This window comes from Sorangium sp. So ce590, assembly GCF_051521365.1.
Taxonomy (GTDB): Bacteria; Myxococcota_A; Polyangia; order Polyangiales; family Polyangiaceae; genus Sorangium.
Genome location: NZ_CP150346.1, coordinates 3,246,638 through 3,271,745 on the forward strand (window position 1 = coordinate 3,246,638; position 25,108 = coordinate 3,271,745).

The window sequence follows — 25,108 nt, forward strand, 5'->3', positions numbered from 1 at the left end:
TCTGCTCGGCCTGCGGAACTGCAACGTAGTAACCGTCAACCGAGGTAATTCATGTTCAGCAATGTGGCTCGTTTCCTGATGGCGTCTGCTGCTGTTTCGCTCGTCGCTTTCGGCTCCGCCCCCGCGGATGCGTGCGCGGACATCTCCGACGGCGCGCTCGATATCATCAGTGGTGCCCTACCTACCCCTCCGGGCGTGACGATCGGCGTCGGGGCTGGGTTCTTCACATGGACTCAGAGGCTCGTGTACGGGGTCTCGGGGCAGGATATCAACAACCTCTGGAACTCGAATAGCCCGACCTCGCTGAAATACTACGACGAATTCGTCATCGGGACCCATGCGACGTCGGTCACGAACGCCACCAATATCGCGGCGGGCGACGTCCTCGTCATAGGGAGAGGCACGACAGGATCGTACGGCGGGCACACCGTGATCGTCACGGGTGCGGCGCTTGAGCTCAATACGGTGGCGAACCCGGCGTTGAACCCGAAGTATACCGACACGAGGCAGTGGGCGCTGCCGATCGCCGACTCCACCAGCACAACCCATGGTTGCAACCCCGATTATCCCGACAGCCGGTGGACGGGTACTTGCGCCGGCGGCACGTTCACCCCTGGGCTGGGGACGGCGTATATGCGGATCTACAGCGATCTCTCGGGAAATCTGTCGGGCCTCACGGGAAGTCTGACGGGCCAGGGCCACAGCTGGAGCGTCACCTCGGGCGCGACCGTTTACGATTCCACGACGCGGCCCTACGTGATCGGTCGGGTGATGCCCTGTCCGCTCTTCCCATGATCTGAGCCTCTCCTCCACGAGCCGCGTCGCCGCGCGTTCCAGGAGGCTCGCGCCTCCTGGATGGCCCTCTGAGGCCCTCTTCGGCGGGAACACACGCTCTCCAGAGCAGGCTGCCTCTGACGAACGCCGCGAGCGGTCCGAGACCGGTGCTCGTGGCACGACGTGCCCCGTCAGACGCGGCCTATCGCATGCCCTGCTTCTGATCTGCCGCGGGCACGCGGCAGAGCTGGGCGATGCCCTTCCCGCTCAGCTTCTCGCGCGTCAGCTCGAACTGCGGCACATACATGCAGAAGCGTCCGCCCTTCTCGGTCGCGATGCTCGCTCGACGCGCGATCATGCCCTCGAGCTCCGAGCGGGTGACGGCCGTGTCCGTCTTCAGCGTGTCCGTGACCCGGAGCTCGGGCGCATTCGGGCAGCTCATGGAGGCGGAGACGGTGAGGTTGGGCTTCACCCGCTCCTGCTCGCCAGCCGTCGATCCGGCCTGATCACCGCCTTGCGCTCCGCCGGCCTGGGCGCCTGCGCGGGCCTGGCTGCCGTCCTGAGCTGCGCCGGCCTGGTGGCCGCCGCCTTGAGCGCCGCCGGCCGGGGCCTGGCTCCCGCCGGTGTCGCGGCCGCGATCCTGAGCGCCGCCGGCCTGGGCCTGGCTGCCGCCGGCAGATCCTTGCGCGGCGCCGCCGGTCTGGCCCTGCGCACCCGTGCCGCCCCGTCCCTGGCTACCGCCACCGGGCTGGCCACCCGACGCCTGCTGCGCCTTGCCCGCCGCGGCGGGCTCGATCCGGCCGTTCACGGAGGCCGTGTAGGTGCACCCTTCCTCGACCTGGAACGAGATGTGCTCCTGGAGCTTCATCGCCTGCTTCTTCTGGCCTTGCCCCTGTTGCTGCTGCGCGCGCTTCCCGCTGCTCGCGCCAGGCTGATCGCCCCGCTGCTGCTGCGCGCCGCCACCCTGCGCCGCCCCGTGGGCGCCGCCCTGCTGCTGCTGCGCGCCGCCCTGCTGCGCGCCGCCCTGCGGCGCTCCCGGCGTGCCCGATTCGCGCTGCTGCGGCGGGCTGGTGCTGCCCGTCTGAGCGGCCGCGAGCGCCGGCGCGATCGCGAGCGCGCCCATGGCGAGCGCGAGCTGGATGGACCGATTCGATTTCATATTACCCCCGTGGAACCTGCTTCCGATCGTGTTCGTCGCCGTCGCGGGCCGATCGCCCACTATGCAGCTCGCTCCCAGACCTTCCTCGACAGCGCGTCCTTGATCCACGCGAGGTGCCGCTGCTCATCGGTGTAGTTGCGCTCGACGATGGTCCGCGCCTCGGTCGTGAGCGTCTCGTCCAGCGCCGCCTGGTACTGCCGGTTCGTGAGCTCCTCGTTGCCGCGCATCGCGAGGAGCGCGCTCTGGTCTCCCATGCTCGTGATCGCCGTGAACCCTTCGATGAGCTTGCCCTTGAGGTCGCGGGCCTGCGGCGGGATGCCGCCGAGCGACGCCACGTGCGCGCTCAGATCCACCACGTGACGCCCGTGATCGTCCCTGAACCTCGCGAGCATCTCCCTGGAATGAGCGTGCTCGCACGCCTCGATGGCCTGGTCGTAAGCGGCGATCGCGTCGCGATCGAGCTGGATGAGACCGTTGAGCACCTCGATAACGTCTCTCGCCATGATCGACACTCCTTTTCGGGGTCGCGCTCCGCGCACGGACCCCCTCGCCGACCACCTTGGGCATTTGCGCGGGGACGCAAGCCGTGCGCAGGCCGCGAGCCGAATCGGGCGCCGCTCTGGCCGCGCTCGGCTCGACGGCCCCGCGGGGCCGCGGGGGGCGGCCGGGAGCGGCGGCCCGGCGGTATGATCGGCCCGGCAGCCTCGACCTGGCACGGACCGTGAACCCTGTCGGGAAACCCTGACAGCTTCCGTGGACCGGCGCGACCAGCGCCGGCGCCGCGGGGAGATGGGATGTGCCTATGAAACGCTCTCTTGGCTCCTCGATCCGCGGCGCGCTCGCGTTGCTCCTCGTCGCCGCCTCCGCGGCGTGCGCCGAGGGGCTCGCGAACGCGCCCAGCATCAACCGCGAATGGACCCCGGACGACCGCGAGCACGACGCCATCGCGAACGGCCCGCGCTCGTGCCCGAGGGAAGGCCAGGATCCGCTCGCGCCCCCCGGCGACCAACGCGCGATCTGTCCCAAGGTCGCTCCGCCGACGATGCCCAACATCGCCGCGTCGCCCTGACCGCCGGCGGCGCGCCGGAGAAGGCCTCCGGACGCGCCCGCTCGCGCGGGTGCAGGAGCTCGCCCCGAGCGCGGCAGCCGAGAGGCCCTTCTCATGCAGTGAGCCGGTCGCGCACCGCTGCGCCCGTCACACAAGGCAGAATGTCGCGGCTGAGGCGAACTGCCTCATGCAGCAGGAACGATCGCCTGGGGCTCTCGTCCCGCTCACAGCTCGGGCGCGCCGGCCTCCGCCGTGGAACCGGCCGCCGAGGGGCGGCTCCGCGGCTCGCCGGCGGGGCACTCGCGGAGCCCGGCGGCCGCGGCGGCGGGGGTGGACTGGCCGGTCCGGCGATGCTGCGGCGCGGCCGGGATCGTGACGGGCTGCTCGATGAGCTCCGGCGCGAGCGCGCCGCAGGCGGGGACGAAGCGCGGCTCGCCGGGCTTGCGATCCTCGGCCACCTTCCACGTGCGCGGCACCGCTCTCAGTCCGACGGGGTAGACGGTGAGCCCCTCGCGGTGGACGTGAATCCGCAAGAAGTTCTTGTAGTCCTCGATCTGGAGCGCCGAGAACGCCTCGTTCCCGTGTCGCCGCGCGAGGTTGAGCGAGATCAGGAGATAGACGCCCATCAACGTCGACCCGACCACGGCGCCGGTCACGCCGACGAAGAGCATCACGCCGACGAGGCTCCACATGGACTGGAGATCCCGGACATCGACGCCCAGCAGCGCGGCGCCGGCGTAGGCGAGCCCCAGCGCGGCCGCGAGGTGCGCGAGCGCGTGGAGCGAGCCGGCGAGGTAGCGATACCAGCTCTTGTGCGTGTCGGTGAAGACGATGAACACGAGCAGGACGACGAGGACCCACGCGACGGCGCCCGGACCGGGGCGGGGCAGCGTCAGCGAGGAGAGCATGTAGACGAAGGCAGCGGCGGGCCAGAAGCCGAGGTTGTACCGGGCGAACAGGAGGTTGCGCCAGGTGAGCCGGCGCGACTCCGACTCTGATGGAAACGAGGCCTTCAGGGTGTAGGGGCGCTCGTCCGCGCCCTCGCCGGAGCGGACCACGGCGACCGGATCGCCGTGGGTCGGGTGGAGGAACGCGCCGCCGCCGCCGGCGATGATGTTCTGCCGGCCGTCCGCGGACTCGTGGCGTCGATAGTGGTGCAGATCTCCGGCGATGCGCGCGACGATCTCGACCCCGGGCCGCGTGACCTTGAGCTGCTTCTCGAAGAACGCGAGGTTGTTCTGGAGATCGGTGCTGTAGAGCGCGCCCTTCACCCAGTCGGGCTCGGCGGTGCAGAGGACCACGCGATCGCCGTCGCGCATGTCGTGCCTCGCCAGCTTGCAGAAATACTCGATCTGCGGTTGATCGATGTCGGACTCCAGGTGGATGTCCACGCCGAGCAGCCAGAAGCCGTGGGGGAGCCTCAGCGCGAAGTAGCTGCGCGACTGGAGCGTCTTCCACGCGCCGAGCGTGCGCTTCTGGCCGAAGAGGCGCATGAAGCTCATCAGCCCGTCGTACCAGTCGTGGTTGCCGGGGATGGCGAACAGGTGCGGCGCCTCCGTCACGTCGCCCTTCGCGAGCGCGGCCGCGTAGGGCTCGACGAGGCGCGTCCAGTACGCCTGGCGCGTGGCCGAGGGGTACACCTGGTCCCCGCCCATGATCAGCACCTCTCCGCGCCTGGTCTCGCGGCCGTCGAGCGAGAGCGTCGGCCGGGCGAGCAGGCTCGCGATCGCGTAGGTGGGGTTGAAGCCGTCGCCCATGTCCGCCACGTAATCGATCCAGATCTCGTCGCGCGGGAGGCCGTTTCGGACGGCATAATCGAAGGGCGGCTGCGGTCCGGCGATCGCCTCGATGAGCCTGAAGTCGCCGCGCGCGCCCATCAGGTGGGAGACGGTCATGTCGAGCGCAGAGCGGGCCAGCTGGAAGGGGCTGTACCAGCTCGTCATGGTGCTCGCCTGGAGCCTCTCGAGCTGCTCGTGATCCGGGCGATCGGTCATCTATCCCCTCCCGTCGCTCGACGCTATCACCGCCGGAGCGCGGCGTCGCCTCCGCGCCGCGAGCCGCCACGCTGCGCGGCGGCATCGTCGTCAATCGCGCGACGCGAGCTCACCCGGGTGAGCCGGACGACCCAGGAGGCCGCGGCGGCGGCGCGCGATCAGGCGCCGTCCTTGAGGCAGCTGGCGAGCTCGTTGAGGAGCTTGTCGGCCGCCTCCAGCCCGCTCGTGAAGACCTCGCCGTCCCTGGCGCGACGGGAGAGCCGCATGTCGGGCGAAATCCGGTACGGCGAGCCCTTCAGCTGGACCAGCCTGAGGACCTTGGCGTGGTCGAGCGGGGTGTCCTCGCGCAGGTGCAGCGTGACCCCCTTGGCGCTCGCCTCGCACGCGAGCGCCTTCAGCCGGCGCAGCTCGGTCTTGAGCCGCATGAGATGCACGAACCGGCGCGCCTCGATCGGCGGCGCGCCGAAGCGGTCCTCCACCTCGACCGCGAGATCCTGCACGTCCTCGGCCGAGCCGGCGCCCGCAAACCGCTTGTAGAGGGAAAGACGTACGCCTACGTCGGAAATGTACTCCTCTGGCAGAAGCGCGTCGGCGTCGAAGGAGAGCTCGGTGTCGACGTCGTGGATGACGGGCTCGCCGCGGAGCTCGTGGACGGCCTCGTCGAGCATCTGGCAGAAAAGCTCGAAGCCGACCTGGGCGACGGTGCCGCTCTGCTCGGCGCCGAGGAGGTCGCCGGAGCCGCGCAGCTCCAGGTCGAGCGAGGCGATGTGGAAGCCGGAGCCGAGCTCGGTATGGCGCTCGAGGGCCTCGATGCGGGCGCGGGCCTCGTCGGTCATGGCGTTCGGGGGCGGGACGATGAGGTAGCAGTAGGCCCGCTCCTTGGCGCGGCCAACGCGGCCGCGCAGCTGGTAGAGCTGCGAGAGGCCGAACATGTCGGCGCGGTCGATGAGGATGGTGTTGGCGCGGGGGATGTCGAGGCCGCTCTCGATGATGGCGGTGGCGCAGAGGACGTCGTAGCGCCCCTCGACGAAGTCGAGCATGGCCTGCTCGAGGTTGTGCTCGCTCATCTGGCCGTGGGCGACGCAGATGCGGGCGCTCGGGACGAGCTCGGCGAGGCGGGCGGCGCGCTCGTAGAGGCCCTCGACGCGGTTGTAGACGTAGAAGACCTGGCCGCCGCGGCCGAGCTCGCGGAGGAGCGCCTCGCGGATGACGGCCTCGTCGTGGCGGGTCACCACGGTGCGGATGGCGCGGCGGTCGACCGGCGGGGTGGTGATGATCGACATGTCGCGGAGGCCGGAGACCGCCATCTGGAGGGTGCGGGGGATGGGGGTGGCCGAGAGCGTGAGGACGTCGACGTTTGTCTTGAGGGCCTTGATGCGCTCCTTGTGGGTGACGCCGAAGCGCTGCTCCTCGTCGACGACGAGCAGGCCGAGCCGCTTGAAGTGGACGTCCTTGGAGAGGAGGCGGTGCGTGCCGATCACGACGTCGACCCTGCCGTCCCGGAGGCCGCGGGAGACCTCGTCCTGCTCCTGCTTGCCCTGGAAGCGGGACATGGCGCGGACCTCGATGGGGTAGGAGGCCATGCGGGATTTGAAGCTGAGGTAGTGCTGCTGCGCGAGCACCGTGGTTGGGCAGAGGACGGCGACCTGCCTGCCGGCGCAGGCGGCGCGGAAGGCGGCGCGGATGGCAACCTCGGTCTTTCCGAAGCCGACGTCGCCGCAGACGAGGCGGTCCATGGGACGGCCGGACTCGAGGTCGGCCGCAACCTCGGTGATGGCCCGGGCCTGGTCGGGCGTCTCGTCGAAGGGGAAGGTCGCTTCGAAGGCGTGGTAATCGTCGTCCGTGGGCGGAACGGGCTCGGCGGTGGCGGCACGGCGCTCGGCGTACAGGCGCAGGAGCTCGTCGGCCATCTTGCGGACGCTCTTCTCGACCCGCGCCTTCGTCTTGGCGAAGGTCTGCCCACCGAGCCGGTCGACCTTGGGTGCGCCCTCGCCGCCGCTGAATTTCTGGATCTGGTTGAGGCGGTAGACCGGGAGGTAGAGCTTGTCGCCCCCGGCGTACTCCACGGCGATGAGGTCGACCGTGGTTGAGCCGACCTGCTTGTGGACGAGGCCGAGATACCGGCCGATGCCGTGCTCTACGTGGACGACGTAGTCGCCGACACCCAGGTTGCGGAGGTCCTCGAGGAAGGCCTGCGCGGGCTTCGTGGACGAGGCGGCGGCGCGAGCGGCCCGGCGGTGGGCGCGGGCCCCGAAGATTTCCTCCTCCGTGACCAGAGCGAGCCCTTCGGCCGGAGCGATGACGCCACGCGCAAGGGAGCCTGTGACGACGAGGGCGGTGTCGCGCGGAGAAGCCGAGCTGCTGCCATCGAGGAACCCGGGGTCGAACGGACCGAGGTTGGCCTTTACCCGCACGTCTCGGTGGCGGAGCAGGGTGACCAGGCGCTCAACCTGGGTCTGTGCGCGCGCGGCGATGAGCACCCGCAGGCCCGCCTCTTGCCAGGCGACCACGCGGCGGACGAGCGGGTCCAGGGCGCCGTGCTTGCCGCGTGAGGCGCGGGTCGCCTTGATGGCGCGCTCGAGGTCCGACTGGTCCCGCATGGCGAGCGAGGGGGCATCCTCAGGAACCACCTCGAAGCGCTCCAGCGAGTCCTGATTTTCCACAGCGCCCTCAACCCCGGTGCGGTGCAGCGCAACCCCGGTGCGGTCCCCTAGCCACGATGCGACGTGCGCCTCGTCCTCGTAGAAGGCCCCGAGCGGGAAGTGCGGCTCGCGATCCTTGTGGCTCCGGTCGGCGGCGGCGCGGCCGAGCTCGTCGCGCAGGGCGGCGGTGAGGGAGGCCGGGTCCTCGAGGACGACGAGCGCCTCGCTGGGCAGGTACGAGGCAAAGGGCGCGAGATCGACGTAGGCGGGCAGGTAGCCCTCGGCCCCGAAGAAGGCGCGGCCGCTGGCAACGTCGTCGACCAGGGCGCGCGCCTTGATCGAGGGAAAGTCGATGGCGTCGCAGGCGGCGCGGACACGCTGGCGGGCGCGCTCGACGTTGTCCGCCGTGAGGATTGCCTCGCGCGCCGGCGGGAGCCAGACCTCCTTCACGTCGGCGACCGTGCGCTGATCGTCGGGGTTGAAGGTCTTGATCGACGCGATGACGTCTCCGTAAAAGTCGATGCGCACCGGCAGCTCGGCGGAGGGCGCCCAGACGTCGAGGAGGGCGCCGCGGACGGCGAACGTCCCGGGGTCCTCCACGAGGGGGCTGCGCACGTAGCCGGAGGCGCCGAGACGCGCGGAGAGCGCGTCGCGATCCATCTCCTGTTCGGAGATGACGAGCTCGGCGTGCTCGGTGACCTCGTCCTTGGGAACGACCTTGCGGGCGAGCGCGGTGATGGGGCAGACGAGGACCGACCACGGTAGGTCCATGCCGAGGTGGAAGAGCGTGGCGAGGCGGGTCTGGGCGCCGCGGCGGTCGGGGTTGACGTCCGCGTAGGGGCTGGCCTCGTTGGGCACGTAGAGAAGGACGCGGCCGGATGCCATGGCGCCGGCGGCCTCGGCGGCGTCGGCGTCCCGGTCGGCGAGCAGGAACGAGGTGTCCGCCGCCAGGGCGCGGGCACTGTCGACGTCGGGGGTGAAGGCAACGATGGGGCGGCCGACGGCGGCTGCGGCGAGACGACGGATGACGAGGGCGCCGGCCGAGCCGGCCGAGCCCGTCACGTGGCGTGTACCATGCGCCGCTGCGGCGAGCTCTGCGGCGAGATCGCGGGGCGTCACGACGCGGCGGTCCGCGGGGAGGTCGAACGACGGGAGCGGCTCGTGGTCGGCCGGCGTGGAGGCGAGGGGGCCGCTGGCGGCGGTGTCGTTCGAGGCGAGCTCGTCGAGGTCGCCTGCGAGCTCGCCCATCGTTGCGGTGAGTGGGGAGCTCGTGGAGGAGGGAAGGGAGCGCTCGGGGGGCATCGGCGCAGCGCGGTCTAGCATGGCGAGGGTGAGCTGTGAGCCGTGAGCCGACCGTGCTGGGCGCGTGGGCGTGTGAGTACGGCCGGACCGGAGCCGAGGAGGTCGACCTCGCCCCCGAGCCAGCCCCCCGACCCGAACCGCCCCGCCGAACCGACCGTGGTTGCGCCCGCCCGTACCGCCCGCCCCGCCCGCCCCGACCGTGGTTGCGCCGTTGCCGACCCGTGGTTGCGCCGTTGCCGACCCGATCACGCCCACCCGACCGTCACCCCAACCCGGCCCGGCCCACGGCCCACCCGACCGTGGTTGCGACTCGAATTCGAATTCGGTATCCGGATCCGGGATCCGAACCGACCGTGGTTACGCCGAGCCAGCCAGCCTGCTTACGCCGAGCCCAGTCCCGATCCCGGTGCCCGGACCGAGTAAGGCGAACGGGTAGCTACGCCGACCCGCTATGATCACGCGGCCAGAAACGGACGTTGTGAGCCCATGAGCAAGCCTAGGTGAGCGTGAACGTGTGGTCCTGCGTGCCACCCCTACAGTACGGCAATACGACCTGGACCCTGGTTGTACGACGGGAGAGGCACCACCCGTGGCATCCGCTTACCCCTCGTCGATTTCGAGCCGTGCTCGCTCTGCGCCTATGCTGCAGCGCGCTCGCCCTCATCAACGGAAGCTCCGTGGAACACACGCATCCACCACGTCCCTGTAGGGAAGATTATGCTGCGCGCGCCCGCACGCCATTGCTCGAGTGATTTGCGATACGCGGCGCGGAAGGCGCGCACGGCGGCGATGGCATTGTTTAGCGCGCCGGTTCGCCCGCGACCAACCGCGAATGTCGGATTGAGTTCGCGAAGCGGCTCGATGGTCTTCGCGCGCTTGTAAGGGGAAACCTTGCTTGCACGTGCACGTCCGAGGAAGCCGAGCCCCTGTTGTTCCAGGCTCGCGCGAGCCCGTCGCTCGTATTGATCGAGCTTTGCCGCGACCTCGTGACGAAAACCATCCGTCTCGCTGTTCGCGATCACAGGTGGAATTGTGATCGAAATGGCAGCTTCCTCCGGCCATTCGGTGTTTTTCGAATTGAAATATATCTCAGGGCGTTGGGCTCGCAGTGCACCGCAGCCGAGTTCTCCGACGAGCACCTTCGCCCCTGGCCATTGGTGTGCATGCTGCACGAGGCCAGCCACCACCGGATTCGCGAGCGTGTAGGCGATCTTCTCAACCAGCGCGTCCCTTGTTGTTAGGTGTACCGCGCTCGTCGCCCCGTGGTCCCATACCGGGCCTTCCCACGCTCGCAGGACCTTGGTCCCGAGCGCGACGAGGCGATGAAATCGCTGAAGAAATCGTGGGAGCTCGCCACGCGTGTCTGTGACGACAAGATGAAGATGCGTGGACATCACGCAGAGCGCATGCACGAGGATCCCATAGCGTTGGGCCGAGAGCGCCAGGGTATAGATCACGAGTTGTGTGATGGCGGAATCGGGGCGGAGGAGGAAGTGTCTCCGCAGGACACGGCGGGTGAGGAGGTAGGTAGCGCCGGGGACGATAGCGCGGGGCTGGCTCATGTTCATCGGCGATATCAAGAGCCGTGCCATGCGAGAATGCGGTTGTTCCGGGCGACTGCCGCGCTTGGGCGGGTGGCGGCCGCCACCCTTTCCGCCAGCTATCGCTGCTGTCGCGCAACATGGATCGGGTCCGGCACGGCACACGCGGCACACGGCACACGCACGGCACACGCAACGTGGGTCGGTTCCGGCAGGTCCGGCAACGTGGGTCGGTTCCGGCGCAACGTGGGTCGGGGATCCGGGGATCCGGGGTCGACCGCGCTGCGCCCCCGGCCTGCCTTTCTCTACAAGCGGACCCCGCCTCCCAGCGACGCCCCCCACACGGTTGCCCCTCGCTGGCCAGCCAGCCCGGAGGGGGCATCCAGGTTGACGGCAACCTGGGAGCGCACGAACATCGCGTCGAATTCTGCGTTCGCGTACAAGATCGCCGCCCACTGCGAGAAGTCCCGTCCGGCGAGCGGTGCCGTTTGGGCGAACATCTGCACCCGCAGCCCGGGCGTCAGCGGACCCATCCTGAAGCCCGCGTACGCGGCGGCCATGATCGCCAGCCGCGACGGATTGGAGTTCACGGAAATGAGCACGGCCGGATCCAGCTCGGCGCCAACGACCACCGGCGTAGACAGCTCCATCCGGCTGCGGAGCAGCAAGGCGATCGGGATCGCATTCGGCGCCCACAGCCAGTAATCCGCGAACCCGCGCGCTGCCGTCGCGACCGCGTAGTTATACTCGGTTTCCGTGTTCTCCGGGATCGTGCCAGGGAAAGTCGTCAACGGCGGTGCAACCCCGATCCCGGCGCGGAACGAGCGCTGGCGTTCCTCGACCAGCGCCGCCTGCACGGTAATGAACGGGTTCCCGAAGCGAAACGACGAGCGCCTCGTCTCGCCCTCCACCTGAAACGTGGTCCAGGCCGAGGTCACGTCCGTGGTTGCGCTCAGCCAGCCGTTCAGACGAACGCCCGCCGACACCTGCGGCGCGACATGGATCGTCGCCAGCTCCCTATCCTGCGGCGAGGCCGTAAATATGCCGTACAGCGCAACATGGCCGCGGTCCTCGAGCCGCTCCGGCATCTCGCCCGTCCCCTGCGCCCAGCTCGGCGCTGCCGCGAGGGCGCCTACTCCTACTACTCCTGCTGTGGCAACCACGGTCAACGCGAGCGTGCGCCCGCTCACCTCGTCCTCCTGAACTTCTGCACGCCGCGACCCCGCAGGCTGGTCACGTAGACGCTCCCGTCCTGCCCGACCGCGATCCCGTGTCCCCAGTCGATCTCCCCGGGGCCGTCCCCCGAGGTTCCCCATCGGTCCACGATCTCTCCATCGAGGTTGATCCGCACCACATGCCCCCGCGGCCGCTCCGGATCCTGGTCCCCCCCGTCGACCACATAGATGTGCCGATCGGGCCCGAAGGTGATCGCCCACGGTCGCCCCAGCGCGGCGCTCTTCCACTGCGCAAGGTAGTCGCCGTCTGCGCTGAAGACCTGCACGCGCGCGTTTTCCCGGTCCGCCACGTAGACCCGCCCCTCGTCGTCGGTGACGATGCCGTGGGGCGTGTCGAGCTGCCCACGCCCGAACCCCTTCTCGCCCCACTCCATCAAGAACTCGCCGTCCTCGGAGAAGCGCGCGATGCGAGCATGGTTGTAGCCGTCCGCCACGTAGATGTCGCCGTCCAGGCCGAAGGCGACGTTCGTCGGCCGGTCGAGCTGCTCCGGGCTCGCCGCGCACCCGAGCCCCGCAAGCGACGCGAGGATCCACGCGCCTCGTCCCCTCATGGCGCCTCGCCGAGGGTCATCACCGTCTTCCCCTCCGCCGTCAGCTTGAACACCCGGTTCTGCTCGGAGTCCGTCACCCACACGAAGTCGTTCCGATCGACCTCGATACCGTGCGGATAGACGAACAGCCCCTCTCCCCACGCATCGAGCAGCTCCCCCGTCCCGGCATCGAACACCAGGACGGTCGCCTCGCTGATCGGCGCGTCGTTTCCCGACGTGCGCCCCGCCGCATGGCTCACCAGCACGCGCCCGCGCGCGTCCACCGCCACGTCGAGCACTGGCCCGAACACCATCCCCTCCGGGACGCGCGGCCACCCGTCCACCACCTCATACGGCCCCGCAGGCGCGTCGTCCGCCATCGGGGGCCGCGACGTGCACGCTCCCGAGAGCGCGCCCACCGCGAGCGCCAACCCCACCGCCAGGCCGCGGCAGCCGCGCTGGGCCCCGGAAGCGGCCGTCTCGTCGTAAAGGAATCCCATCCCCTCCAGGGATAACAGTGTTATGCTGAGCGCGTCAACAGGCGAAGCGCGGACGTGGCAGGATCGTGGGTATGGGTGTGACGGAGGCAGATGAGCCGGTGGAGCGCGTGTTCCAGGCGCTCTACGACGGCCGGCTGGCGCGCGACGATCTGACTGCCCGCAAGATCGCCGCGTTCCTGGGCCAGACGACGATGGTGCTGTATCACCACTTCGGCTCGCTCGACGGGTTCCTCATCCGCATCGACGGGGCCGGGTGGCGGCGGCTCGCGGAGCTCCTCGAGGCGCGGGCGCGCGCCGGCGCCGACGCGCGGTCGCTCGCCGTCGGTTATGTCGAGTTCGCGCTGCGCCACCCGGATCTCTACTGGCTGATGGCCGAGCGCCGCTTCGACCGCGCCCGCCTGCGCGAGCAGGGGCGCCTGCGGCTCACGCGCCCGCTGTGGAGCGGCTTCGTCGAGCTCTTGCGCCGCTACGGCAGCGCGCGCCCTGCGGAGGACACCCACGTGCTCTTCGCGGGCCTCCACGGCATCGCGATGCTCGCGCTGAGCGGGCGCGCCAACCTCGGTGAGGGCTCCGTCAACCCCGGCGCGGGCCCCGCCAACCTCGGTCAGGCTCCCGCCAACCTCGGTCAGGCTCCCGCCAACCTCGGTCAGGACCTCGCCCCGGACGAGGAGGTGGCCTTCGTTGCGGCGCGCCGCCTCGCGGATCTCGTGCTCCCCGCCCGTCCCCCCGACCCGCCCGCCGCGCAGGCGATCGACGGCTGCGGCCCGCGGCGCAGCGCCTGAGCCGGCCCCCTCAGGCAACCGCCGGCGCCCGAGGACCCGACCCGCCATCCGCGCGCGACGCACGGGGCGCCCCGCTCTCCACGGCCGGGAAGAACGGGAAAGGACGTCGAGGCGAGCCTTCGCGCCGGGCGCATCTGCCGCGCCGACGCGCGGCCTGCGTCGATGTCGCCCGAAAACGACCGCAGCGCATCGGGCCGCGCCGCTGGACGGACCGTGCGATGTCGGGGAAATCGGCACGTCCTGCGAGCTCGCGGCATCTATCTCGGTTCGGAGGTGCTTATGCGCGCGCGACGCAGGGTCGCTTGGTTGGTCGGTGGGGGGCTGCTCACCGCCGGCGTGGGTTGCGGCAGCGACGAACTGGAGGCGTCCGGCGCAGCTCGGCTCGCGATCGCCGCGAGCGCGGACCGCGCCGTGCATTCCCCCGACGCGCTCGGAGCCCAGAACCAGGCGACGATCGCCGCGAACGCGGACGCGAGCATCCTCGTCGCGACCTACACCGATCCGCGCGGCGCGCTCGCGAGCCCGCTCAGCCTGTCCGGGGTTGCGCGATCCGCCGACGGGGGCAGGACCTTCGCCGAGGTGGTCGGCCCGAACGGCGAACGCGCGCTGCCCTCGGTCCCCGGCGGCCAGGTGCTCGGCGCGCCCCGCGTCGTCCACGATCCGGGCCGCGACGTGTTCATCAGCGTCTCCACCTACGCTCGCCCGGCCGATGGCCTCCAGGGCCTCTGCATCCATGGCTCGAACCCCGGCAGCGCGGCCGGGACCTCGTGGTCCGCGCCGGTGGAGGTCACTCCCACGTTCGTCGCTGGGGAGAGCGCCGAGCAGGCCTCCATCGACGTCAACGGGGCGACCGGGCGCCTGTCCGTCACCTGGGTCCAGCGCGGCGGCGCGCCGCCGAGGATCCTCTACAGCCACTCCGACGACCTCGGCCTGACCTGGTCGCCCGCGGCCGTGCTCGCGCAGGCGCCGGCCGGCGGCGATCTCGACGGGCCGGGCGCGCGCATCCTCGCCGGGACGACCGACCGGGATTCGGTCGTCTATGCCGTCTTCCGCTCCATGGAGCCCGGGACCTCGCTGCGCAACCTCGGATGCCGCCGCTCGACCGACGGAGGCGCCACCTGGGAACCGCTCGTCCTCCTCGACGCGACAAGCTACCCCCCTGAAGACCAGGTCCTCGGCGTCGACCACGCAAGGAGCTCCCCGTCGATCGACATCGACCAGGTCACGCGGCAGGTCTACGTCGTCTATCAGCGGAGCGGCGACCGGGGGACGGGCGACATCGCCCTGCGCTCCTTCACGGAACGGTGCGCCGCCGGCAGCGCCGTCCTCCTCAACAGCGATCCGGGGCGCGATCGAGCCCAGTTCTTCCCCTGGGTCGCCGTCGACCGATCGACCGGCACCGCGCACGTCGTCTATTACGACCAGGATGTCGCCGGCTCGGGCGACCTCACCGAGATCATGCACACCGCGTCGAGCGATCAAGGCGTCTCCTGGAGCCCGCCGGCGCCGATCTCGGACCGCCCGTTTCACGCGGGCCATGGCAACGACGCCTCGCGGCAGAACCTCGGCGAGCACATCGGCGGCGTGGCGCTCGGCGGCGAGCTCTACAGCGTCTTCAGCATGACGGCCGCCCCACCGCGGTTCGATGAGGGACAGCCGACGTCGACCTCCATGATCGCGCCGAATGTTTACCTCGATGTCCTGGACGAGTTCGCGCGCGTCCCGCCGCTGCGCGCCGCCGGCACCCGGGTTGCGGATACGGCGTGCGGCGCCCTCGCGAACGAGCGCATCGATCCGGGAGAGCTCATCGAGGTCGGCGTCTACCTGGAGAACTATGTCGCCAACCCGGTCTCCGGCAGGACGACCCTCTCCGAGATCACGGCCACGCTCGCCACGGAGACGCCCTCCGTGACCGTCGTGAGGGCGAGCGCGACCTACCCCGATCTCGAGCCGCTCCGCGTCGCCGCCAGCGACGCGCCGTTCCTCCTCACCACGGCCCGGGACTTCACCCCGGGATCGCCTATCGAGCTGACGCTCACGGTGCGCTCCGCTCAGGGCTCGATCGCGCTGCCCATCGAGCTCGAGACGGGCGTGCCGGGCGCCGCGGACGTCCTGCTCCGCGAGGACTTCGACGCCGCGAGCGCGCCCGCGCTGCCCTCCGGCTGGCAGTCGGTGCGCGACGGCGGACCGGCCTCCGCCGCGCCGTGGGTCGTCGCGCGGACGCTGACGCCCGACAACAACGCGGCATTTCACGACGAGGAGCCGGCGACGTCGCACGTCGCGCTGGTGTCTCCCGCCGTGACGATCCCGGAGAGCCCCGGGGAATCCCATGTCACGCTCGACTTCGATCTCATCTACGAGCTGGAGGACGATCCGCACAGGCTCGTCCAGGCGTTCGACGGCCTGACCTTGCGCCTGGAGGATCTCACGCCCGGCGCCGCGCCGCGGGCGGTCCTCGCCGAGGCGTTCGCCGAGCGGATCATGACCGGCGCGAGCCACCACTTTCCCAAGCACCTGCCCGCCCGGGACGACCCGGGCTACTTCGGGGATCACTCGGTCTGGTCCGGCAGCTCCGGCGGGAGCAAGCGCGTGTCGATCCGCTTCCCTGGCGCGGGGCTGCGCGGGCGGACCGTCCAGCTCCGCTTCGACTACACGCAGGACGACAGCCTGGTCTGCACGGACATCGGGCGTCCCGGGCCGTGCGGCGTCGCGATCGACAACGTCGTGCTCGCGGCGGTGCCGGTCGCGTCCGGGACCTGCGGGGCGGATCTCGCCATCACGCTGGCGGATGCGCCGGATCCGGTGTCGCCCGGCGCGCAGTTCGTCACGACGATCGGCGTCTCCAACGAGGGGCCGGGCGACGCGAGCGACCTCGTCGTGACGCACGTCCTGCCGTCCGGGGCGAGCTTCGCCAGCGCCTCCGGGACCGGCTGGACGTGCAACCCGACCACCGAGCGGCTCGTGTGCCGGCGCGCGTCGCTCGCCGCGGGGGAGAGCTCGTCGATCGCGGTCACCCTGGTCGCGCCCGCGCTCACCCCGCCCGCGGTCGCCCTCGAGATCGACGGCAAGGCGGAGGTCGCCGCGAGCGAGCACGATCCGGCGCCGGAGAACAACGAGGGCGAGACGCACACGACCGTCTCCGTGCCGACGCGCCTGATCGGCTTCCTGACCGTGCTCAGCGAGCGCACCGCCGGCGGGGAGGTCGTCTACACGTTGCTCATCAACAACACGGGCGGCCGCGCACAGCGCAACAATGCAGGGTTCGAGTTCGTGGACGTGCTCCCGCCGGAGCTCCTGCTGCAGGGTGCGGTCGCGGACGAGGGCGCGGTCACGTCCGACCCCGTGACCAACACGATCGGCTGGGACGGAGAAATTGTGCCCGGGGAGTGGGTGATCCTCACGATGCAAGCGACGATCCGGCCGCTCACCGAGGGGCTCGTCATCACGAACCAGGGCACGCTCTCCTTCGACGCCGACTCGGACGGGGTCAACGAGTCGAGCGTGCTGACCGACGAGCCCCTGTTCGCCGGCGCGGCCGATCCGACCGTCTTCACGGTGAGGCCCGCGATCTGCGGGGACGGCGTGCTCGGGCGGGGTGAATCGTGCGACGACGGCAACCTCCTTGACGGCGACTGCTGCTCGGCGCTGTGCGCCGCCGAGCCGACGACGGTGCTCTGCCGCATCGCGAGCTCGCCCTGCGATCCCGGGGAGTACTGCGACGGCGCCGGGCGCTGCTCCGCGGACGTGATCCTGCCGGACGGGGTCATCTGCGACGACTTCGATCTCTGCAATGGCATCGAGCTTTGCTTCGAAGGGAACTGCGTGAGCGACATCCCCCTCGACTGCGATGATGGGGATCTGACGACCACGGACGAGTGCCACCCGCTCTTCGGCTGCCGCAATCTACCGATCACGTCGCCGGACACCCCCATTGAAGGGACCGGGGGCAGCGGCGCAGGCGAGGGCGGCAACGCAGGAGTGGGCGGCGGCGCGAGCGGCGGTGGCGGCGGCAGCGCGAGCGGCGGCGGCGCGAGCGGCGGTGGCGGCGGCGCGAGCGGCGGTGGTGGCGGCGCGAGCGGCGGTGGTGGCGGCGCGAGCGGCGGCGGCGGCGCGAGCGGCGGCAGCGCAGGACCTGGCGGCAGCGGCGCGAGCGGCGGCACGGGAGGCGGCGGCGGCATGGCCGCAGCCGGGGGAGAGGGCGCCGGCGATGGTGGCGGCGCCGAGGCCAGCGGAGCGGGCGGCGACGGCGGAGGCCGGGATGCGGCGGGCGGGGCAGGGGGAGGAGACCACGCCGAGGGAGGAGCGCCGCCGGGGGCGTGCAGGTGCTGCTTCAGCTTCAACTGCACGGTTGCCGCCGTGGGCGGCGAGGCGGGGCACGCGTCGGGCACCTCCCGCGCGCTCGCGCTCTTCGGCCTCCTCCTTTCGCTCGGCAACGCGCGCCGCGCCCGCCGCCGTCGCTGCTGAAGGCGGCGCCCCCCGCGCCCCCGCGCCGCGCGCGCCCCCGCGATCACTGGTAGAGGAAGACCCCCTTCAGGTCCTCGGTCTGCGAGATGGGCGTGCCGTCCTTCTTCGAGGTGGCCCTGAACTGATAGATCATCCCCGGGTCCAGCGCTGGACCGTCGTACGCGACAGAGACGTTCTTGCTCCCCGACACCCTGGGCACCTCGAGGTTCTCCCAGATCTTCGCCCCGAGCGCGTCGAACAGCGTCACCTCGTAGAGATCTTCGCTGGAGTCGTCCTCGAAGACGAACGTCGGTGCCCCGCTCACCTCGTCGAGCGAGCTCGCGCCGGGCGAGACGACGGCGAGCGCGCCGGTCACCTTGAACGACTCCTGGACAGGGTGGTCCTCGCCGGAGACCGTGATGCGCACGATCTCGGTCCCGCCGATCGACGTGTCAGGATCCCGCACGAGCGCGTCGTTCTCGAACGCGGCGAGGATCACGTAGTCGCCGTCAGGCACCCCGGCGATCGAGAACTCGCCGGTCACGTTGCCCTGCCGGAGCCCGCGCGGGGTCTCGCCGCGGGCGGTCCTCTCATCGAACGTATCGGCCACGACCAGGATGACCGAGGTCACGCTCCCGCCGGACGCATTCACGATCTCGACCTTGCCGCTCACGATCGCCGTGGCGTCTCCCGTGGCGTGCAGATCGACGCCGGTCGTCTCCTTGCCCGCGCTGACGGTCGCGCTCGCCGTGTCGAGCGCGAGGCCGGCGCCATAGCCTTTCACCGTGACCTCGCCCGCGGCCACGTTGAAGATCGTGTAGCTGCCGTCGAGATCGGCCGCGCCGGTGGCGCCGCCCGCGACGAGCAGCGTCCCGCCGGGCTGGTCGGCGAGGACGACCCCGGAGATGGAGCCGAGCCCCTCGCTGTCCGGCAGCGGCAACAGCGCGATCTCGGTGGCCGCCGACGCGACGGCGAGCGGCTTGCCCGACGCGGTCGAGAGGTCGATGGGCAACGCGACCCGCGGCGCCTTCGGGAAGGTCTCGTGAGCGAGCGCGTCGGCGCGCAGCGTGACATCGGTCTTGACCGGAGCCCCGCTCGCGTCGCGCCGCGCCGGCACGGCGAGCTCGTAGCTGCCGTCGGCCCCCGTGATCGCCACCCGGGAGATCACGGCGTCGTTCGGGTCCCGCGCGAGCACGCGCGCGCCCGCGATGCCCTTGTCGTCGAGCGAGTTGTAGACGCGGCCCTTCAGCGTCACCGGCTCGAAGCAGGCGGGCTCGGCGCCCTCCACCTCCTCGCACACCTGCGGCGCGGTGCACCCCGTCTGCTCGGCCACCGAGCAGCTCTTCGGCTGATCCTCGTCGTCGCCGCCACACCCCATCGCCGTCACGGCGCAGAGCATCCCAACAGCCATCGAGCGCATCCCCATTGACTCGTCTCCTTTCAAACCCTGTGTCGTCACCGCAGGCACAACTTCTCAGCTCGCGGGCGTTCAGCGCTGCGTCCTCGCTCACGAAACCAGGGATGATCGTGGGCGATGCGATCGCTAGTTCACGATGGGCTGGCAGCAGCCGGTGATGCAGTAGTGGTACGCGTCACAAGGCTCCTGGCCGGCGAGCCCGCACGGCTGCACATCCGGCGCGCACTGGCCTCCGCTGTCGCCGCCGGTCCCGCTGCCGCCGGTCCCGGCCGCGCCGCCGCCGGTCCCGCTGCCGCCGGTCCCGGCCGCGCCGCCGGCGCCGGTGCCGGCCTCGAAGCAGTCGGCGGGCAGCGTGTCCTTGCCGAGGCACAGCTCGCAGCGGCCGCAGTCGTTGAGGCAGGCGTCCACGGGCATGCACGGCTCGCAGCGGCTCGGGTCGGAGATGCCGTCGCGCGAGCACGAGCCTTCGCCGGTGCCGTCGGCGTCGGAGCCGAGCCAGACATACTCCCCGCTGCCTGCCGGCAGCTCGCAGCAACCGAAGCAGTCGCAGCCGTTCGGCGTGAGCGGACCGCAGACGTCGTGGCAGAGATCGGACTGCGCCATCTTGAGCTGGCTGCAGCTCCTGCCCTGGGCGCCCGGCGTCGAGGCCGCAGAATCATAGGCGCACATCGCCCCGTTGCTCGACTCCGGGTGATATCCGGGCGCGACCTCGTTCGGATCGCACTGATGGTTCCAGTGGCAATCGTCGTTGCCGGCCCCGGAGTCCTGGTCGAAATAGCAATCGACGGTGCACGCCGGCCCTGCCTGGCCGGGGATCCCGCCGTAGTAGCTGTCCTCGGTGTTGTCGCACGGGCCGAGGCAGTCCGGATCCTGCGCGTCGAGGAGCCCGTCCTCATCGTTGTCGATGAGATCCCCGCACTGGTACACCTTGCCCTGGCACTTCACGATGCTCGTCGGGAGCGCGACGCCTCCGCCGCCCGCGGCGCCCGTGCCGGCCCCGGCCCCGCCGCCGCCGCTCGCGCTGCCGCCGCCGCTCGCGCTGCCGCCGCCGCTCGCGGCGCCTCCGCCGCTCGCGGCGCCTCCGCCGCTGTCCCCTGCGCCTGCGCCCCCGGACGGGGCGGCGCCATCCACGGCGCTGTCGCTGCAGCCGGCGCCTAAGGAAACTCCGAACAGCGTGGTCATCAGCAATGAAAGAGAGAGCGGGAGAGCAAGGCGCATGGTGTCTCCAAAGGTGGCTCAAGCCGCCCCCGCCCGCAGCACGGGCTGCGCAGCGGGCGTACCGGCGCGTTCAGTCGGAGCAGTTACACCGACGCGACGTCACGGCTCAGGAAAATGCGCGGACCGAGATAAGGCAGAAGCCCGCCCGGAACCGGCGTGGGGTGATGGGTGATAACCCACCCCGTGCTTGCAGCCATTCCCAGGTAGCCACCGAGCGGGCGCTCGCGTCGCTCCCCTCTTCCTTGTCGTGCAATAGGGAGGAATTTGAATCACAGAGGCACAGAGGACACAGAGTTTCCTTGTTCTCTCCTCTGTGTCCTCTGTGCCTCTATGGTTTCTTCTCTCAGAAAACCAGGAACGAGCGTGGATGATACGGTGTTAGCGTAACTCCTACCTTCTCGCTCTCGTGTCCATGGGACGGAGCTGCCGTGCCGCGCGCCGACAGCCCTTCAGGGCTCCTGGCGCAGCTGCGCGGCCGTGCCGCGCGCGACGGCGCTCACGCCGCCCGACCGCGACGCCGGCGGGAGCCGAGGCCCAGCGCGCCGGCGAGGAGCGTCACGAGGCCGACGAGCGCACCGCCGCTGCCGTCGCCTCGCTGCATCGCGCAGACGAAGCCGGACGAGACCTCCGGCGCCGTGGTCTCGCCGCCGCCCGTCCCGCCGCCGCCCGTCCCGCCGCCGTTTCCGTCGCAGACGTCGCCGAGCCCATCGGCGTCGCCGTCCGCTTGATCCGCGTTGGCCGTGAGCGGGCAGTTGTCGTCGCCGTCCGGGACGCCGTCATCGTCGTCGTCCGCGTCATCGACGTCGCAGGCGTCGCCCAGATCGTCGTCATCGCCGTCGGCCTGATCGGCGTTCGGGACGGCGCCGCAGTTGTCCGCCGCGTCGGGCACGCCGTCGTTGTCGTCGTCCTCGTCGCAGGCGTCGCCCTGCCCGTCCCCGTCGCTGTCGGCCTGATCGGGGTTGTGCTCCTCGTCGCAGTTGTCCGCCGCGTCGGTCAGGCCGTCGCCGTCGCCGTCCGCGCAGGCGTTGCCCACGCCGTCATCGTCGGCGTCCGTCTGATCGGGGTTCGGGACCTCCGGGCAGTTGTCGACGTCGTTCGGGATGCCGTCGCCGTCGACGTCGGCTTCGGCGTCGAAATCGCAGGCGTCACCGCGGCCGTCGGCGTCGCCGTCGGACTGATCCTGGTTCGAGACGTGCGGGCAGTTGTCGCGCTCGTCCGCGATGCCGTCGTTGTCGTCGTCTTCCTCGCAGGCGTCGCCGATGCCGTCGCCGTCCGTGTCTTCCTGGAAGATGTTGGAGTCGACGGGGCAGTTGTCCTCCTCGTCGTCTCGGCCGTCGTCGTCGCTGTCCGGATCGCAGGCGTCCCCGAGGCTGTCGCCGTCCGTGTTCTCCTGGTCCGGGTTCCGATCCGCAGGGCAGTTGTCCTCGGCGTTGACGAGCCCGTCGCCGTCGGCGTCGACGTCGGGCTCGCAGAAGTCGCCGATGCCGTCGCCGTCGCCGTCCTCCTGGTGCGGATTGCGCGTCGCGGGGCAGTTGTCGCAGACGTCGCCGACCTTGTCGTCGTCCCTGTCCTCCTGGCGCGGGTTCGCCACGAAGGGGCAGTTGTCGACGTCGTTCGCGATGCCGTCGCCGTCGTCGTCCCCGGACTCACAGACATCTCCGATGTCGTTACCATCGGTGTCCGCCTGGTCGGCGTTCGCCGCGAAAGGGCAGTTGTCGTCAGCGTCGATGACACCGTCGTTGTCGTCATCGTCGTCGCAGCTGTCGCCGGTGCCGTCCCCCTCCGCATCGCCCTGGTCCGGGTTCCCCGTGACAGGACAGTTGTCGCAGGCATCGCCGAATTCGTCTCCGTCGGTGTTCTGCTGGTCCGGATTGAATACAGACGGGCAGTTGTCGTTCGGATCGGCGATCCCGTCAGAATCTGCATCCACCCCCGCCCACCCCGCGACCGGCAAGATCAGCCCGATCACGCCCGCCGTGAGCCCCATCGCCAGCCGCCGCCCGCGCGACCGCACGCCCCTTGTCCCCGCACGTTTCATCGCGCCTCCATCCTTCCTGGCGACAGCCGCTTCACGGCGACAGCTTGGCCACGAACACGTCCGTCCCCGCGCCGCCCTCGAGCTGCTTCTCCCCGAACATCACCTCGCCGGTGAACGCCCCCGTGACGAACACCTGCCTCTCCCGGTCGATGGCCACCCCCGTCGCCCGGTCCGCGCCCGCCCCGCCGAAACGGTGGCTCCACCGGTAGCCGCCCTCCGGATCGAGCTTGGCCACGAACACGTCGTCGTCTCCCGCGCTCGTCACGGGCCCCTCCGCGAGCGACGCCTCCCCGCGGAACCCGCCCGCCACGAGCACGTCCCCCGTCCCGTCGACGAGCAGCTGGCCCAGCGTCGCGCCCTCCTCGCCGATGACCCGGCTGTAGAGGTGCTCGCCCCTGGCATCGAGCTTGGCCACGAACACCGCCGCGCGCGCTCCGGCCACCCGCGGGCCCCCGCCGAGGTCGATCGCCCCGGCGAACTCCCCGCCCACGATCACGTTGCCCGCGCCGTCCACCGCCACGGCCCTGGCCCGCTGCAGCGCCGCGTCGCCGAAGCGCCTGCTCCAGCGGTGCTTGCCGAGCGCGTCGAAGCTCGCCACGAACACGTCGAGATCCCCCGCGCTTTTCAGCGGATCGCCGCCGAGGTCGAGCGTCCCGGCGAAGTCCCCGACCACGATCGCGTTGCCGAGATCGTCCATCGCGACCGCGCGCGCCTGCTGATCGAAGCCGTCGCCGAACCGCTCGCTCCAGAGCGGCGTCCCGTCGGCCTCGAGGCTCGCCACGAACACGTCGCTGCCGCCGGCGCTCTGGAGCCGGTCCTTGCCGAGGCTCAGCGCGCCGGAGAAGCGGCCGGCCACGACGATGCGCCCCGTCGCGCTCGCCGCCACGCCCGTCGCCGCCTGGAAGCCGATGCCCCCGAGCGGCTGCAGCCACAGCTCCCGCCCCTCGGCGTCGAGCCGCGCGACGTAGCCGTCCCGCCCGCCGGCGCTCGTCCGCGGCGCGCCGCCGAACTCCAGCTTGCCGGAGAACTCGCCCGCGACAAGGAGGCCCTCGTTCCCGTCCGTCGCGAGCCCGTTCACGATCTGCGGATCGAACGCCCCGAACCGCTTCAGCCCGAGCCCCGCCCCGTCGCTCGCCGCGAGCCGCGCCCAGAAGACGTTCTCCACGCCGATCGGCGTCACGCGCTCGTCGTCGAGGGCCACGCCCTCCGCCGCCGTGAGCCGGCCGAGGAGCGCCGCGCTGCGGTCGTCCGCGACGGCCACGCTCGCCCCGGCCTGCTCCCCGCCGCCCCCGAGCGCGCGCGCCCACTGCACCTCGCCGCCCGACCGCGGCGCGCGGCCGCCCTCACCCCCGGAGCCTCCGGCACCCCCGGAGCCCCCCGAGCCCGTCGCGGCCGAGAGGCTGAGGTCCGGCGCGCAACCGAGCGCTGCGCCGCCGAGCACAGCCGTGATTGCAATGATGGCGTAATTTGACATTGACATCAGAACACTCCCCGCCACACCACGCCCTGCGTCGTGGGGGTCAAGAGCGGCACGAGCGACGCCGCCGCCCGCTCGTCGCCCGTCCTGGGCCGCAGCAGGATGCCGCCGAGCGCCGCGCCGACGCCGGCGAGGCCGACCGCGCCGAGCGTCAACGACAGCCCGAGGCTCCGGTTCCACCGCGCCCGGAGCGCCTCCATGCTCTCGAGGTCGTGGGCGCGCCGATCGCACACGGACCCGGGGCAGTCCTTCTCGACCTTGTCGCGCGCGGCCGCGTGGTCGATCGCGAACGCCGCGCTCCCCGCGAGCGCCGCGAGGCCCACGCCGCCCGCCGCCCAGGCCCACATCGGCACGGGCGCGCGGGGCTCCGGCGGCGCGCCTCCGGGCGGCGGCTGCCCGCCACCCCCGGCGGCCTCCGGCTCGGCCCCGCGCCCGGGGACGAGGGCGATGCGGACCTCCACCGGCGCGCGCTCCGCCTCCTTCAGCGTGATCTCGCGCCGCTCCGTCTGGAAGCCGGGCGCCGCCACCACCACCTCGTGGCGACCGGGGTTGAGCTTGCGCGGGTAGGGGAGCGCCGCGCGGGGGATCGGCTGGCCGTCCACCTGCGCATCGAGCTGGTCCAGCGACGCGCCCTCGACGCGCAGCACGAGCGACGGAATGCGCGCGTCGAGCTGCTCGACCATGGCCGCGGCCGCCGCCCGCGCCTGCGTGAACGCCTGGGGCTCGTCCTTCCCGAGGGGCAGGTGGACGACCTCGTAGGCCGTCTCCCGGGCCTCGAGCAGGCGGCCCAGCGCCTTGTCGGCGCGCGCCAGGTCGAGCCCCGTCGTGGGGACGCGCATGAGCGCGTGGGCGGCCTGGAAGTCGGCGCGGGCGGCCGCGACGTCCCCCGCGTCGCGCTTCTTGCGCCCCTCGATGAGGAGCGTCCGCGCTGTCTGTCGATCGGCCGCCGAGGGCTCGGCCCACGCCGGAAGCGCCCCGGCGACCGAGAGGACAGCCAGGGCCATGCCT

The 25,108-nt window shown here is 71.3% G+C and carries 17 protein-coding genes; 4 read left to right on the forward strand and 13 right to left on the reverse strand.

The genetic code is table 11. The features are described 5' to 3' along the window. The first annotated feature begins 51 nt into the window (after positions 1–51). Positions 52–795 carry a hypothetical protein gene (locus WMF28_RS12440; protein ID WP_437602402.1) on the forward strand — a complete coding sequence of 248 codons (744 nt, stop codon included), beginning with the start codon at positions 52–54 and terminating at the stop codon, positions 793–795. A 181-nt stretch (positions 796–976) separates the two neighbouring features. Here WMF28_RS12440 and WMF28_RS12445 read toward each other — a convergent pair whose 3' ends face one another. Both WMF28_RS12445 and WMF28_RS12450 read right to left on the reverse strand, forming a co-directional pair. Continuing rightward, the gene (locus WMF28_RS12445) at positions 977–1,933 is read right to left on the reverse strand and encodes a hypothetical protein (RefSeq protein WP_437602403.1); all 957 of its coding nucleotides are present in this window, start codon (positions 1,931–1,933) and stop codon (positions 977–979) included. Between the two features lie 59 nt (positions 1,934–1,992). Continuing rightward, positions 1,993–2,436, reverse strand: a complete 444-nt coding sequence (locus WMF28_RS12450; RefSeq protein WP_437602404.1) for a PA2169 family four-helix-bundle protein — start codon at positions 2,434–2,436, stop codon at positions 1,993–1,995. 299 nt (positions 2,437–2,735) lie between these two features. Between WMF28_RS12450 and WMF28_RS12455 the strand changes: the two genes are divergently transcribed. Then, positions 2,736–3,002, forward strand: a complete 267-nt coding sequence (locus WMF28_RS12455; RefSeq protein WP_437602405.1) for a hypothetical protein — start codon at positions 2,736–2,738, stop codon at positions 3,000–3,002. A 203-nt stretch (positions 3,003–3,205) separates the two neighbouring features. On the opposite strand, the gene WMF28_RS12460 is transcribed toward WMF28_RS12455, so the two are convergent. The 6 genes from WMF28_RS12460 to WMF28_RS12485 form a co-directional block, all read right to left on the reverse strand. Beyond that, positions 3,206–4,975, reverse strand: coding sequence for a metallophosphoesterase (locus WMF28_RS12460; RefSeq protein WP_437602406.1), 1,770 nt, complete (start codon positions 4,973–4,975; stop codon positions 3,206–3,208). A gap of 158 nt (positions 4,976–5,133) precedes the next feature. Further along, the gene (mfd, locus tag WMF28_RS12465) at positions 5,134–8,865 is read right to left on the reverse strand and encodes a transcription-repair coupling factor (RefSeq protein WP_437602407.1); all 3,732 of its coding nucleotides are present in this window, start codon (positions 8,863–8,865) and stop codon (positions 5,134–5,136) included. Between the two features lie 692 nt (positions 8,866–9,557). Then, on the reverse strand, positions 9,558–10,481 hold the full coding sequence (locus WMF28_RS12470; protein WP_437602408.1) for a transposase: 924 nt from the start codon (positions 10,479–10,481) through the stop codon (positions 9,558–9,560). A gap of 284 nt (positions 10,482–10,765) precedes the next feature. After that, complete coding sequence (locus tag WMF28_RS12475; RefSeq protein WP_437602409.1) at positions 10,766–11,548, reverse strand: hypothetical protein; 783 nt, start codon at positions 11,546–11,548, stop codon at positions 10,766–10,768. 98 nt (positions 11,549–11,646) lie between these two features. Then, entirely contained in the window at positions 11,647–12,246 is a 600-nt protein-coding gene (locus WMF28_RS12480) for a hypothetical protein (protein WP_437602410.1), read from the reverse strand. After that, complete coding sequence (locus WMF28_RS12485) at positions 12,243–12,725, reverse strand: hypothetical protein (RefSeq protein ID WP_437602411.1); 483 nt, start codon at positions 12,723–12,725, stop codon at positions 12,243–12,245. Before WMF28_RS12485 ends, WMF28_RS12480 begins: the two co-directional genes overlap by 4 nt. 71 nt (positions 12,726–12,796) lie before the next feature. On the opposite strand from WMF28_RS12485, the gene WMF28_RS12490 reads away from it, so the two are divergent. Then, a complete protein-coding gene (locus tag WMF28_RS12490; RefSeq protein WP_437602412.1) occupies positions 12,797–13,507 on the forward strand; it encodes a TetR/AcrR family transcriptional regulator in 711 nt (236 codons plus the stop codon). Positions 13,508–13,786: 279 nt separating this feature from the next. Further along, positions 13,787–17,971, forward strand: coding sequence for a hypothetical protein (locus tag WMF28_RS12495; protein WP_437602413.1), 4,185 nt, complete (start codon positions 13,787–13,789; stop codon positions 17,969–17,971). A gap of 43 nt (positions 17,972–18,014) precedes the next feature. Here WMF28_RS12495 and WMF28_RS12500 read toward each other — a convergent pair whose 3' ends face one another. The 5 genes from WMF28_RS12500 to WMF28_RS12520 form a co-directional block, all read right to left on the reverse strand. Beyond that, positions 18,015–19,361, reverse strand: coding sequence for a hypothetical protein (locus WMF28_RS12500; protein WP_437602414.1), 1,347 nt, complete (start codon positions 19,359–19,361; stop codon positions 18,015–18,017). A 132-nt stretch (positions 19,362–19,493) separates the two neighbouring features. Then, positions 19,494–20,498, reverse strand: coding sequence for a hypothetical protein (locus WMF28_RS12505; RefSeq protein WP_437602415.1), 1,005 nt, complete (start codon positions 20,496–20,498; stop codon positions 19,494–19,496). A 583-nt stretch (positions 20,499–21,081) separates the two neighbouring features. Beyond that, a complete protein-coding gene (locus tag WMF28_RS12510; RefSeq protein WP_437602416.1) occupies positions 21,082–22,623 on the reverse strand; it encodes a thrombospondin type 3 repeat-containing protein in 1,542 nt (513 codons plus the stop codon). 31 nt (positions 22,624–22,654) lie between these two features. Next, positions 22,655–24,103 carry a hypothetical protein gene (locus WMF28_RS12515; RefSeq protein ID WP_437602417.1) on the reverse strand — a complete coding sequence of 483 codons (1,449 nt, stop codon included), beginning with the start codon at positions 24,101–24,103 and terminating at the stop codon, positions 22,655–22,657. Beyond that, complete coding sequence (locus tag WMF28_RS12520; protein ID WP_437602418.1) at positions 24,103–25,104, reverse strand: hypothetical protein; 1,002 nt, start codon at positions 25,102–25,104, stop codon at positions 24,103–24,105. Before WMF28_RS12520 ends, WMF28_RS12515 begins: the two co-directional genes overlap by 1 nt. Positions 25,105–25,108 lie beyond the last annotated feature (4 nt).